The organism is Virgibacillus salexigens (genome assembly GCF_000723585.1).
Taxonomy (GTDB): domain Bacteria; phylum Bacillota; class Bacilli; order Bacillales; family Amphibacillaceae; genus Virgibacillus; species Virgibacillus salexigens.
On record NZ_CCDP010000001.1, the window covers coordinates 393,938 to 407,684 of the forward strand.

At 37.5% G+C, this 13,747-nt stretch carries 13 protein-coding genes; 8 read left to right on the forward strand and 5 right to left on the reverse strand.

Features of this window, described 5'->3' with window-relative positions:
• The first annotated feature begins 95 nt into the window (after nt 1-95).
• The 3 genes from BN990_RS01940 (at nt 96) to BN990_RS01950 (ending at nt 2,768) form a co-directional block, all read left to right on the forward strand.
• A complete protein-coding gene (locus BN990_RS01940) occupies nt 96-629 on the forward strand; it encodes a DUF6944 family repetitive protein (protein WP_038241965.1) in 534 nt (177 codons plus the stop codon).
• Nucleotides 630-697: 68 nt separating this feature from the next.
• Nucleotides 698-1,372, forward strand: a complete 675-nt coding sequence (locus BN990_RS01945; protein ID WP_038241966.1) for a response regulator transcription factor — start codon at nt 698-700, stop codon at nt 1,370-1,372.
• Nucleotides 1,362-2,768, forward strand: a complete 1,407-nt coding sequence (locus BN990_RS01950; protein WP_038241967.1) for a HAMP domain-containing sensor histidine kinase — start codon at nt 1,362-1,364, stop codon at nt 2,766-2,768. Before BN990_RS01945 ends, BN990_RS01950 begins: the two co-directional genes overlap by 11 nt.
• A 453-nt stretch (nt 2,769-3,221) precedes the next feature.
• Here the strand turns inward: BN990_RS01950 and BN990_RS01960 are convergent, their stop codons facing one another.
• From BN990_RS01960 to BN990_RS01970, 3 genes are all read right to left on the reverse strand, one after another.
• A complete protein-coding gene (locus tag BN990_RS01960; protein WP_051738995.1) occupies nt 3,222-5,471 on the reverse strand; it encodes a carbohydrate-binding domain-containing protein in 2,250 nt (749 codons plus the stop codon).
• A gap of 69 nt (nt 5,472-5,540) precedes the next feature.
• Nucleotides 5,541-6,224 carry a DUF4956 domain-containing protein gene (locus tag BN990_RS01965; RefSeq protein ID WP_038241980.1) on the reverse strand — a complete coding sequence of 228 codons (684 nt, stop codon included), beginning with the start codon at nt 6,222-6,224 and terminating at the stop codon, nt 5,541-5,543.
• Nucleotides 6,225-6,247: 23 nt separating this feature from the next.
• Nucleotides 6,248-6,949 (reverse strand): polyphosphate polymerase domain-containing protein, encoded by a 702-nt coding sequence (locus BN990_RS01970; RefSeq protein ID WP_038241983.1) that lies wholly within the window; start codon nt 6,947-6,949, stop codon nt 6,248-6,250.
• Between the two features lie 211 nt (nt 6,950-7,160).
• Between BN990_RS01970 and BN990_RS01975 the strand changes: the two genes are divergently transcribed.
• Nucleotides 7,161-7,703, forward strand: coding sequence for a D-glycero-alpha-D-manno-heptose-1,7-bisphosphate 7-phosphatase (locus tag BN990_RS01975; protein ID WP_021289983.1), 543 nt, complete (start codon nt 7,161-7,163; stop codon nt 7,701-7,703).
• A gap of 217 nt (nt 7,704-7,920) precedes the next feature.
• On the opposite strand, the gene BN990_RS01980 is transcribed toward BN990_RS01975, so the two are convergent.
• A complete protein-coding gene (locus tag BN990_RS01980; protein ID WP_038241984.1) occupies nt 7,921-8,553 on the reverse strand; it encodes an undecaprenyl-diphosphatase in 633 nt (210 codons plus the stop codon).
• Nucleotides 8,554-8,904: 351 nt separating this feature from the next.
• Between BN990_RS01980 and desA the strand changes: the two genes are divergently transcribed.
• From desA to BN990_RS01995, 3 genes are all read left to right on the forward strand, one after another.
• The gene (gene desA, locus BN990_RS01985) at nt 8,905-9,945 is read left to right on the forward strand and encodes a Delta(5) desaturase DesA (RefSeq protein WP_021289981.1); all 1,041 of its coding nucleotides are present in this window, start codon (nt 8,905-8,907) and stop codon (nt 9,943-9,945) included.
• A 115-nt stretch (nt 9,946-10,060) separates the two neighbouring features.
• The gene (locus tag BN990_RS01990; RefSeq protein ID WP_021289980.1) at nt 10,061-11,191 is read left to right on the forward strand and encodes a sensor histidine kinase; all 1,131 of its coding nucleotides are present in this window, start codon (nt 10,061-10,063) and stop codon (nt 11,189-11,191) included.
• A complete protein-coding gene (locus tag BN990_RS01995) occupies nt 11,192-11,791 on the forward strand; it encodes a response regulator transcription factor (RefSeq protein ID WP_021289979.1) in 600 nt (199 codons plus the stop codon).
• Between the two features lie 41 nt (nt 11,792-11,832).
• On the opposite strand, the gene htpX is transcribed toward BN990_RS01995, so the two are convergent.
• Nucleotides 11,833-12,708 carry a protease HtpX gene (htpX, locus tag BN990_RS02000; RefSeq protein ID WP_021289978.1) on the reverse strand — a complete coding sequence of 292 codons (876 nt, stop codon included), beginning with the start codon at nt 12,706-12,708 and terminating at the stop codon, nt 11,833-11,835.
• 340 nt (nt 12,709-13,048) lie between these two features.
• Between htpX and wrbA the strand changes: the two genes are divergently transcribed.
• Nucleotides 13,049-13,651, forward strand: coding sequence for an NAD(P)H:quinone oxidoreductase (gene wrbA / locus BN990_RS02005; protein WP_031335223.1), 603 nt, complete (start codon nt 13,049-13,051; stop codon nt 13,649-13,651).
• Nucleotides 13,652-13,747: the final 96 nt, after the last annotated feature.

Genomic DNA, 13,747 nt, shown 5'->3' on the forward strand with positions numbered 1-13,747 from the left:
TTGAATAAACGAATGATTCATTTTTAGTTCCTTTGTAACAAGTGGTAGAGGTATTGTTTAGAATATAGGGAGAGCTAATTTAGGGGGTTCAGTTGATGGGGGATAATAGTTGGAAAGGGACAGTTGGTTCATGGATCCAAGCGGTTGGAACTGTACTATCAGCTATTGGCTCAACCCCCTCTATCCCTATAAAGACATCATTAGCAAACGACTTGAATTTGATAGGAAATGTCTTGCAAGGAACAGGAAATGCATTAGTAGCTGACAGCATCGAATATGTAAACCTGAATAAAATTGCCAATGAAATTCAGGCGATTGGTAATTCCACAGTCATTGCTGGTATTGTTATTGATTTTAATCAACAAACCAAAAATGATTTAAATACAAAAGGCAACCTTATGCAGGCCTTAGGAGGTGGAATTGCATTCGGGGATGCATTAGGTCGTGAACCAAGTCAAGATGAGCTTTATAATATATATGGTAATCTTTTGCAAGCCATTGGTAATTCGCTCCAAGCTTTATCTGGAAGAGTGGAAGAAAATGAAGAGGAAATTAATGCAATCGGAAGCTGGATTCAGGCAATTGGTTCCGTTATCTCAGCATTAGGGTCAGTTGAAGGACAGAATTGACTTATTCCTGACATAAACAGAGGTTATAATAAAAGGTAAAAACGTTTACTTTGTTAGGAATGAATAGAATGAAACGTATATTAATTATAGAGGATGAATTTTCAATAAGCCAAGTACTAAGAGCATACTTACAAAAGGCTGGTTTTGGTGTGGATCAGGTATTTAATGGAGAAGAGGCAATGGAGGCCTTTTATTCAACTAATCCGGACCTTGTACTATTAGATGTCATGCTCCCAGGTAAAGACGGATGGGATTTACTTAAAGAGATACGTAACATGGACACATGTGCGGTAATCATGTTAACTGCTTTAGGTGATATCAACTACCGTTTAGACGGATTAAATGAAGGTGCAGATGATTATATCGCAAAACCATTTAATGCAGAAGAAGTGGTAGCTCGTGTGAAAGCTGTTTTACGTCGATCAAAAGCAGAGAACTCTCAGGTCAAACGCTTTGGTAAACTCGAAATTGACATGAAATCACATTCCATTAAATTGTCAGGAAACATCATTCGATTAACACCCCGAGACCTTTCGGTACTTTTATTTTTAGCTGATCATCCAAACCAAACGTTTACAAGGGACCAATTAATTGAACATGTTTGGGGGTGGGAATATGAAGGCAGTGATCGAGCAGTTGATTTGGCAATAAAGCGAATAAGAAGAGCGTTAGAGGATTGGCCTAAGATAGAAGGAGAAATTAAAACACTTCGTGGATTGGGGTATCAGTTAAGTGTTTATTAAAGAGAAAGAACGAATTCCATTAAGTCGCTTTTGGACAAGCCGTTACTTATTGACATTATGTATTGGCTTAATTGTTATAGCTATTCTTTCTGCACTATGGATTCGCCATACGACATTAGAAAATCGTCTTCATATCATGGAATTATTAACAGAAGATATGGCGAATCAAATAACAAATACTGGCGAAATAGGACCACATCCTGATGGTGAAGGGGGATTCCCTGAACGTCGACACTGGATGGATTTAGAAAGTGATCCGTTTGTATATATTATCAAGTCGGATGGTCAAATTGTTTCCAGCAACCGTCCTATGGGACCATTAGAAAATCAAGTAAAGAAAGAATGGATACAATCAGAAGCGTCCGTACAAAAGCGGAAGCTTGGTGAGAACAATACGTATTTTTATTTGGTAAAAGCACCAATAGCTGTCGATGAAGATACGGTTGGTTGGGTTATGATGGTCGAATCAGAAAACGTATTGGCAAAAGTAAAGCAAGAATATACATTATTAGCAATCATGATTATCAGTCTAGCATTACTCGGCTGGGTTGCTATTTATTTATTAACAAGACGTTTATCAAGGCCAATCAAAGAAGTTGCTCAAGCCGCTAGACGGGTGCAGGATGGGGATTATCGAATCGATCTACCAGAAAATAATAAGGAAGAAGAAGTATACGAGCTTGTGTCTTCATTTAAAGACATGGCGAATCGCCTAGAACAACTAGAATCTTTACGAACCCAATTATTAGCTGGAGTTACCCATGAATTAAAAACTCCAGTTACTTCTATCAATGGGTTACTTCAGGCTGTAAATGATGATGTAGTAACTGGATATGAGGCAAAAGAGTTTTTAGCAATATCCTTGAAAGAAACGGAAAAAATGCGAACAATGGTTGAAGATTTACTAGCATTTAATTCATTTGCTGCAAATGCTGTACCCTTATCAAGGGAACAGGTAAATGTGAACGATGTAGTGAAAAATATTGTTTATCATTGGAGTATTTCTCAAGAGGAAGAAAACATGGAAACAAGGGTTTCTTTCTTAGAATCTGCTGTTCAATTAGAAGTGGATGTTATTCGGCTTGAACAAATTATTACAAATTTACTTAATAACGCAATGCAGGCGATGCAAGCAGGGGAAATTCAGGTGAATTTAAGTAGTGATACGAATAATGTGTTTATCGATATTGAAGATAATGGTCCAGGAATACCGTTTGAAGAACAACTATTTATCTTTGAACGATTTTATCGAGGAGAAGGAAAGAAATATAAAACAAGGGGACTTGGTCTTGGTCTGTCTCTAAGTAAAATGATCGCTCAGGCGATGAACGGTGATTTATGTTTAAAACAAAGCAGTGATACAGGAACCATATTTCGAATATCGTTACCAAAATAATTATTGCTTTTTCCTAAATACGTACTGTAGAGGCTTTCTTGCAGCCTTATTTAATCTCTTTCCCTTTTATTGTTTTCTACCTCGACCATCGAATAACCGATTTGATATAGCAGCGTTCGGTAAGGAGAAGTGTGCTCACTTATGCATCCTTACGTAGCTGGTTTGGCCGCTATAATTCAGGTCGTAAATATAGAATGTCCTTTACTTACAACGTATACAAAAGCAAAAACAACAAAAAACCGGACGATCAGAGATCCCGCAGTGTGGATTTCGCGAGGGGGCTCGGGCGTTCGTCCTTGGAAAGCGAGAGTATTTTTTCGTTCGCTGCAAAATGGGGCCGGGACACAACCAAACCAAAATAGGTAAACAAATAATCCGAACAGATTCGAATGCGATCGTTCGGATTATTATAGGAATAAGATACTTTTGTCTCAGCCTCGTTTTTGTTTATTTTTAGTTTTGATTGCTACTCCGTGGATTGCCGTCACCGTTTCTTTGATTTCCTCCACGATTTCCACCGAACATGTTATTTGATTGATTTTCGGTCACTCCTGATTCATCTATATACGTCATAACTTCAGAAAGCGGAAAATCGACGGCTAAGGAACCTTCTTGGTAAGTCGCATCTTGATATACCCCATCGTTACTTTCACCTGTTAATTTACCACCTGCGTTGAATGTATAGGATTCGTCTTTTTCAAGAGATGGTGTACTAATCAATACAGACTGGAATGCATTCTCAGGAGCTATACCAAGTATTTGCTCGCCTGCACTATCTTCTAGGTATATAGATGTATCTGCATCCTGCATTTCAGGGAACGTCATCATAATGGCTTGTTGTGTGGATTCTTCAGAGATTCCTTGTGCCATTCCACTACTTCCACTAGCAACTAACGTACCACCTTCAATAATAAAGGATTGATCATAATCTAAGGATCCATTCATTGATTGAGTTGGACCATAGACAAGTACTTTACCACCCGTCATTTTTATGGACGAATTAGAATCTAAGCCATCACCATTGGCGTTAATATAGACATACCCATTTTCAATCAGTAATTGTCCTTCCTCGCTTGATACTTCTTCTGTTGTAGATGTTTGTTCTTGTTGCTCGCTAGTCGCGTTTCCCCCATTATCAGAAGGGGACGCACCACCAGCGCCACCCATACCTGACATCTCTCCTTCAGTACTTCCTCCGTTAACATTGATACCGTCATCTTCTGCATGAATATAGGTTGTGCCTTCTGTGATTGTAATATTTGTTGCTTCAACACCTTCTAGACTTTTAGCAACCGTAGTTGTTCCACCTTCAATGGTAAGGTCTCCATCTCCGTGCAGGGCATCATCGCCTGTAGAAAGGTATGATTCACCACCAGAAATGGTAACATCCTGATCGCTATGAATCGCATCATCTAAGGCATCAATCGTGAATGTGCCGCCAACAATAGTCAGATCGGTTCCAGCCTTGATACCTTTTGTACTAACTGTATTTTCAGAATCCGTTTCTTCATTAGCTGATTGTGATGATACATCGGTATTTGATGCGTTTCCTGCATTCTCCTGGCTTTGGGAATTATTGTTTTGGTTTGGTGCTTGAGGTGCTTTTCCTTGAGGAGGCTGGCCACCAGGCATTCCACCAGAAGTTTGCATTTGTTCTTGGATTTCTGGATTTTCTTGTATAATTGCTTGCATATCTTCAAAGCTTTCCGCGTTTTGGAGCTGTTCTTTTACTTCCTCAGAAACATCAATTTGTTCCAATAAACGATCAATCATGGTGGAAATATCTTGGTTACCCATTGGGCCGCCCGCTTCCATACCGCCGCCTGCTTGGTTTGTTTCAATTGTTTCTGGACTTCCGCCACCTGATGTTATCGTATATTCCCCATCAACAGCGACTATTGCTTTTTCAGCTTGGACACCGTCACCTTTGGATGCTTCAACGAATAAAGAACCACTTTGTAAGACGATATTTCCTTTTTGCTCATCCTCATCATTCGAGGCTTTTATTCCATCACCGGTAGATGTAACAGAAATAGCAGCGTCTTTCATTGTAAATAAGTCTCGTCCAACAATGCCGTCATCTTTTGCCGTTACTTCAATGGTACCACCAGTAATCTTTAACTCATCTCTACTCGTGATTCCGTCGTTATAGTTTCCATTCACTGTTAAGTTGCCAGTGCCGTTGATGGTTAAATCATCTTTACTAAAGATGGCTGCTTTTAGTTCGTCGGCATCTTCATACGTATATTGTTCAGGGTCTGTTACTGTATTCTCCGTATTTCCCTCTAAAGACAAGATGGTTTTATCTGCTTGTTTGATATAGATAGGAGCACTCGTTGATGAGTTAATGGTAGCACCATTCATTACGAGCCGTACTGTCCCATCATCTTCTGCATCAATGACAATCTGACCGTCTTCTAATGTTCCCTCAATTACATACGTACCAGTCGTACGGATGGATATGTTTTGATCTTCAACAACTACCCCTTCGTTTCCATCAACATTAGCAGTTGTTTTGTCCAGATATATATGGGTAACATCTTCATTATCCCAATCTGTATACGCATCTTCCTTATCATAAGTAACTAAGTTACTAATCAGCTTATCTGATTGCCTAGTTGTTGCAGCTTGCTCGGTTCCGCAACCACTGATCATTAATAGAATACTAATAAAAAATACGATCCAGATATTCTTTACCTTCATTGTATAACCTCCCTTTATCATGATAGGAATGAAGTAGCCTAATGGAATAGAACTACTTCGTTGCCTTGTTTATGCCGTGAAGTTACCATCGTAACTCAACATGACTGCTGAATTGACACCATCCATTGTTGAAATTTCGGATGTGATGGCAGAGTCATTCTCTTTAACTCTGATTTCATATGTAACCTCGATTTCATCATGTTGTATGATAGATTTTGATTTTAAAGAAAATCGTTTCGTTTTTTCGTTAATCAGACTTTCTATTTGGTTTCCAAGGCGATCATTATTGTATTTAACGACTAAAAGATAAGGATTTTCTACCTTAATTTTGTTTCCAAATAATACAATGACAATCCCAATAACGATGGTACCGACAATAGCTAATAATAGAAAACCTGCTCCACATAATATACCTGCAATTACAGACCAAAATAAAAATACTAAGTCCATTGGGTCTTTAATGGGTGTTCGGAACCGTACAATCGACAATGCACCTACCATACCAAGTGATAATAATACGTTTTGACTGATTCCCATAATGACCAATGCTGTAGCCATCGTCATAATAACTAATGAAATATTAAATGAATGTGAGTATATTACGCCTTTAAATGTTTTCTTATAAATCATGTAAATGAATAATCCTATTAGGAATGATAATCCAAGTCCAAGTAAGGAATCTACGATGGATGATGTATTTTCTAAAAAACTTGATTTGAATATATCTGAAAAGTTTGTTGTGTTTGAATCCATATTTCTCTCTCCTTTAGCTTTTTTTAACCATACATGCGACTTAATTGATACTTGGAATACGCTTCCTGTCTGGTATCCGATAATTGTAAGAGATGTTTAATAACGTCTGGCAAGTACGCATCGTATTTTACTTCTAAAATAATTAAATGAGGTTCTAATACATCTATCATTGGCAAATGTCTATTGAACATATCTGTATTTTGTATACTTGACTGCACCTTCATATCAAAGGTAATGCGAACATTGCCATATGGATAGATCCACGGTTCTCGTTCATAATCAACTACCGCTTTCGGCTTTAGCTGATGGTACTTCATTTCGAACATTAGATCACGGATGAGTGCCCTTTCGTCGTTTTCCATCCAGGTAATATCGCCTATCCGTAGTTTTTCAAACTCGGATCTTGAAATCTCGCATTTGGTTTTAAATGTGAGGTTATTACGCTTACTTTTACGTTCTAAATGAATGACTTTACCGCTTTTTCCATATATACGGACACGGTATTTATCTCTATTCAAGTATCCTTCTTTCTTTTCCTGTAATACTTTATTGTCAACGTTATCAAAATAGGTAGATCGAATAAGATATCTCCCGTTTCGTTTAGCGTTTGGATCTCTTCTTAGGTAATGTTGTAGTTTATCTTGTAACACGTGATATTCTGCTACAGATATCGCGTGTTTTAATTCATTACGTCCTTTTGGGTTAAAAGAAGTTTGTATTGGCATTTATTTGCCTCCTTTCTAGGTTCATTGAAACAATATGTGGGTTAACCTCCTTCATGCCGTGGACAATAACAGTGTATATAGGAAATGTGTCAAGTGAATGTCAAGTTAAGATATTGTTAATCGTTTTTAGAGAACACTAAACAGTATTCATCTATAAAACAAGACAAATTGGTTCAAAATAAAGTAATAACGCATAGTGAGGAGGAGCAGTATGAAACAGTCGGCCGTCTTTTTAGATCGGGATGGAGTTGTCAATGAAGTTTTAACAAAGCGGGTGAAATTTGTAAATCAGCCTGCAGATGTTTACCTGTTAGAAGGTGTAGCTGAGGCAATAAAAATATGTAATGATTTAGGTTATAAGGTGTTTGTTGTGACGAATCAAGGTGGAATTGGACTAGGGTATATGAATGAGGAAAATTTACATGCGGTACATAAAAAGATGAAGGAGGAAATAGCTAAATCTGATGGGCATATTGACGATATTGCTTATTGCCCACATAAGCCCGATGCTAACTGCGCCTGTCGTAAGCCAAAACCAGAAATGATCTATACACTAGCAAGGAAACATCAAATTGATTTACAACATAGTTTTATGGTTGGTGATCGAGAAGTAGATGTGGAGGCTGGTAAGAAAGCGGGTGTAAAAACAATTCTAGTAGGAAACCGGCAAACAACAAGCAAAGCAGATTGGACTTTTCCAAATCTCCTAGCCGCAGCAGTGTTTTTATGTGATCTTCATAAGTCAAAAAAGTAAAGATGATTTTCATGATTCGTTCTAGTAAGTTGTATTACTGCCGAAAGAAAGGGAATATAACTATTCGAAAATCACAGTGAATGAAATAGGCATGTTCCAAACGAGTAAGCAATTCCTAAGATCATTCCTCTGGAAAGCATGCCTATTTTGGATTGCGGTTCAATAGCTCAATGTTTGGAATTTAAGAAATATCCGTTTTTGTAATGTCTTAGTCCAGTTATACGTGGGTTGTTTTGCCGTTGTTATGCTGCTGTTGGCTATCCTTCTTTTTTAAGTTGGGAAATATTCGTTGTTCTAGTTTCTCATAGAAAATAAGTACTTTATCTACAACTAATAGTCTTGTTGTGAATTGAAAAGCAATCATTGCTGCGAATGTGCTTAAAATAATTCCCGCTGCTACATCGAAAGGATAATGTACCCCAACCCAAATCCGAGATATACCTACGCCTATAGCCAAGCTAATCCACATCCACCCACCTTTTCTTTGGAACAGCCAAAAGGTAAGACAAAATGAAAAGAATAAAATAGTATGGTCACTTGGAAAAGAGTTATCAACTTCATGCGTGATTAACTGGTTAACATTTGTTAGTTCGTAAAAAGGTTGGTTATTAAAATGAACACTGCTAGCTATAACTCCTAAGATCTCAGCAAGAAAGAAAGCAATCAAGGCACTCATAATCATACGTCTATGCTGTCTATGTCGAGTAAACCAAATAATAATTACACCAAACGCTAAGATAAAGGCAAGGTATTCAGCAATAAAGATAATGATTGGGTCGAGACTAGGGAATTGCTTACCTAAATCATTAATGAAACGAAATAAGCTATGATTTATTTGTAGAAGCTCCATAATATCACTATTTCCTCCTAAAGCGGTGAAACGACGATGGGTGCTGTAAAATTTTTCAAGTACCCAAGCCTGAAATATAAAAATTCGACAAATCTAATGCTTTTTGGTCGGCTTGATGAAAAATAAACAACTGCGTTTAGCTGATTTATATCATAAAAAAGGAGGATGATATGAACTTCAATGGTGATTAGGAAGTTTTATCTTGGGTTTATGTATTACTGGTAATTGAACAGAAGAGGCACTAATTGTTGATATATGATACTTGTCATATATCCTCCTTGATATTTATGCCTTCAGGTCTCTCTTAGATCGTATTAAGATGAGAGAAAAGCTATAAACTAGGAGGAAAACATGAGTAGACAAAAACAAGCTCAATTAAGGAAAAGTGTGGCTCGCTTTGCGAATTCGGATGTAAAACGGAGCATACTCCAACTTATAAATACAATTCTACCCTTTATACTGTTATGGTACCTTGCTTACCAAAGTCTTGCCATTTCCATCTGGCTTACACTTGGTTTAGCTGTTGTTGCATCTGGATTCGTAATTCGAATATTTATTATTTTTCATGATTGTACCCATAGTTCTTTCTTTAAGAACCCAAAAGCTAACCGAATTATAGGAACCATCACAGGAGTTATTACTTTATTTGCGTTTGAAAAATGGAAACGCAGTCATGCGATTCATCATGCAACAAGCAGTAATCTAGACAAGCGTGGTACAGGCGATGTGTGGATCATGACGGTGGATGAATATTTAGAAGCTTCTTTTTGGAGAAAGCTAGCATACCGTCTATACAGAAACCCTATTGTTATGTTTGGGTTAGGTCCCTTGTATCTCTTCTTACTATCGAATCGGTTTAATCGAAAAGGCGCAAAGAGAAAAGAGCGATACAATACGTATGTGATTAATTTATCAATCCTAGTTATCTACGCTTGCTTAATTTGGGCAGTTGGCTGGAGTGCTTTTCTCATTATCCAGCTACCAATTTTATTTATCTCTGGGTCTCTAGGAATTTGGTTGTTTTATGTTCAGCACCAATTTGAGGATTCTTATTTTGAGAATGAAGCCGAATGGGATTATGTAAAAGCTGCTGTTGATGGAAGTTCGTATTATAAGCTGCCAAAGGTCTTACAATGGATGACAGGGAATATTGGTTTTCACCATGTACATCACTTAAGTCCTAAGGTACCTAACTATCATTTAGAACCTGCACACGAGTCAACACCGCCACTTCAGAAAGCAACAACGATAACATTACGAACGAGTTTGCAATCGATTCGTTTTCGTGTCTATGATGAAGCTTCAAAAACATTTATGAGTTTTAAAGATATCAAAGCGTTACAGAAAAAAACGACAAATGTATCGATGAAAACGAGTATTCAAGAAAAGTAATGTATGGGGCTTCAATGGACTGACTTTTACGTCAGTCTTTTTTTATTTCAAAAAAGGGAAGTTGTCAGGTAAATATTTTGCTATACTTTACACATCGGATAAAGGAGGGCGAATAATGCAAAACTGGTATCATATTTTTCCAAAAAATACAGGATTAAGTGCTTTTGCGTGGGTTGTTTTTTGTTTATTGCCCTTTTATTTTATTGTCCGTTCGTCAAATTTTATAGAAATAGCTATTGGAATAGCGCTCATTGTGCTTTTCTTTACCACATATCGACTTGCTTTTATTAAAAAAGGATGGACGGTATATTTTTCTGTTAGTATTCAAATAGCCATTAGTATCGGAATGACACTATACTTTGGGTATGTATATTTTTCTCTGTTTTTAGCTTTTTTCATTGGTAATATGGATAATAAAAAAGGCTTTATTACTTTGTATGTCATTCACTTAGTCACAACGCTTTCAGCGGTTAGTTTTGGTTTTTATATGCATGGGCAACTCTTTTTACCACAATTACCGTTTATTGCCATCACGGTTTTCGGAGTCATTCTTCTGCCTTTTACACGCTATAACCGCAATAAACAGGACAAACTAGAACATCAGTTGGAGGACGCGAATAAGAAGATAGCACAACTAATGGTTATTAAAGAGCGACAGCGAATTGCACGTGATTTGCATGATACCTTAGGACAAAAATTATCGCTTATTGGGTTGAAGAGTGATTTAGCAGGGAAATTAGTTCATATTGATCCAGAATCGGCAAGGAATGAATTAGGTGATATTAACCAAACAGCTAGAACCGCATTAAAAGAAGTGAGAGATATGGTATCCGAAATGAAAAATGTAAAATTAAAGGAAGAAATTATTCATGCAAAGCAGATGATTGATGCTGCGCAAATGCAATTATACACAGACATTGATGAAGATTTCATAAAGGCACCAGTTCTGTTAGAAAATGTATTAAGTATGTGTTTACGAGAAGCTGTAACTAATGTGGTAAAACATAGTTATGCTACGGAGTGTTTTATTAGTATACAACAAACTGCAAGTGATTGGGTGATGGAGGTGAAAGATAACGGGATCGGCAATTCTAATCTTTTGCAGCAAAATGAAGGCAACGGTCTTCGTGGTATAAAGGAGCGTTTGGAGTTTGTAAATGGCCGTATGAAAATAACTGGTTCAGAGGGTACTCAAATAACAATTCGTATTCCAACCGTAATCAAACAATCAGAAGGGAGGGCTTAGATGATTCGAATTGTACTTGCTGAAGATCAGACAATGTTGTTGGGCGCGCTTGGTTCCTTGCTTAATTTAGAGGAGGACATGAAAGTAGTTGGTAAAGCGAGTAATGGTGAAGAAGCTATTCGGTTAGTTAAGGAACAGCAACCGGACGTTTGTATGATGGATATTGAAATGCCGCTAAAGAGTGGGCTAGATGCTGCAGAAGCAATAAAAGATGAGCAATGTAAAGTAATTATCTTAACAACCTTTGCAAGATCTGGTTATTTTGAGCGTGCTAGGAAAGCACAGGTAAGTGGCTATTTACTTAAGGATAGTCCGAGTGAAGAATTGGCAAATTCGATCAGAGTTATCGTTAGTGGTCGTAAGGTTTATTCTCCAGAGCTTATTGATTTAGCGTATAATAACGAAAATCCGTTAACAGAACGAGAAGAGCAGGTCCTGCGCCTGTTAGCTGTTGGAGCGAGTACAAAGGAGATTGCCAAGAGATTATACATTACTACAGGTACAGTCCGTAATTATATATCTGTTATTCTTGATAAATTAGAAGTTGGAAATCGCATTGAAGCAATAGCTAAATACAAGGAATCCGGTTGGTTTGAGTAATTAGCTGAACCAAAAACCCTCCTTATTTAAGGAGGGTTTGTTTATACTAATCGGTCAATGCGCTCATCTAGGCTAGGATGCGTTGAAAAGATCGATGTCTTTTTCGTCCCATTAATTTTTAGCGTAGCAATTGAAGTTTCTTCTCCTCGTACGCGGTTTGAATATACACGTAACGATTCTAAAGCATGTCTCATCTTATCTTTACCAGCTAAGTCTGCCCCACCACGGTCAGCGTGGAATTCCCTATGTCTAGAATAAGCAAATACCACTAAGCTACCAAGGATGGAAAAAACAAGCTGGAACAGGATAATCGCAATAAAATGTACGATTGGAGCTAACTCTTCCTTTACAAAGCGACTCACAACAAACGCTGCAATACGAGCTAAAAAGACAACAAATGTATTTACAACTCCTTGTAATAAAGTCATGGTAACCATATCTCCATTTGAAATATGTGCAACTTCATGAGCAATTACCCCTTCAACAGCGTCATCATCCATTTCATACAATAATCCAGTAGATACTGCTACTAAAGAACGCTTCTTTGTCGCACCGGTGGCAAATGCATTTACTTCTCGCGAATCATAGATCCCTACTTCCGGCATGTGCATAAGCCCTGCTGCACGAGATAAGCGATGAACTTTCTCAACAACTTCTCTTTCACGCTGCGACATTTCCTTATTTGGGTCAATGACGCGAACACCCATCATTCGTTTCGCCATCCAACGTGACATCGCTAAGGAAATAAAGGAACCTGTAAAACCGATGACAGCACTAAATAAGAGTAATGTACCTAAATGAAGCTGACCGTCCTGCCCAATGTAGTTCCATGTTCCGGGAATGAGTGTAAAGATAATCGTGATGGTTGCTAGAACAAGAACATTTGTTAACAGAAAGTAAAAAATTCGTTTTCCCACAATCTCACCCTTTACCAATAGTCTTTTTTGTGAATCTTTCACACATTAATTATATTATGCTAAAACAACACGTACAACCAATAATTCACTGTATTTTTGTAGGATTTGTTACAAAATAGGGTATGAATCTATATATCACTAAAATTACTTTTGATAACAAATTTACTTGACATAAGTTATATACTGGTTTACTATAGTTACATAAAGTAATTAGGTTGTTAAAAAGCAGTATGTGATTAACAGTTGTTAGTTACTTTATCGAATAATTATTTACAGCAAGGAGACAGTAAGCAATATGGGATTTCTTGATAAAATATTTTTTATAAAGGAGAAGAAACAGATGAGTAATGTTAAATTAGCTATTATTTATTACAGTTCAACTGGTATCAATTATCAATTAGCAAAATGGGCAGAAGAAGCTGGCAAGGCTGCAGGCGCGGAAGTACGGTTAGTGAAGGTTCCTGAACTTGCACCAGAGGCGGCAATTGAATCTAATCCAGCTTGGAAGGCACACTATGATGCAACAAAAGATGTAAAAGAAGCCACTTCTGACGATATTGAGTGGGCAGATGCAATCATCTTCTCAACGCCAACACGCTTTGGAAACGTAGCTTCACAAATGAAGCAATTTCTAGATTTGCAGGGTGGTCTATGGGCTTCTGGCAAAACAGTAAATAAAGTAGTAAGTGGGATGTCATCCGCATCAAATCCACATGGTGGACAAGAAGCAACGATTTTATCACTATATACATCGATGATGCATTGGGGTGCAATTATTGTACCACCAGGCTATACGGATGATGTTGCTTATGCAGCTGGTGGTAATCCATATGGTACAAGTGTCACGCAGGGTCAAGATGGTAACATGGTGGAAGACGTAGAAGCAGCAGTCAAGCATCAAACAAAACGTACAATTGAAGTTGCAGAAAAAGTAAATCAATAAATAGGAAAAAGCTGAATCGATGATTTCGATTCAGTTTTTTTATCTATCAGTGAATGGATGTTGTTTTCGATAGGGAATGCTACTACAAACAATATG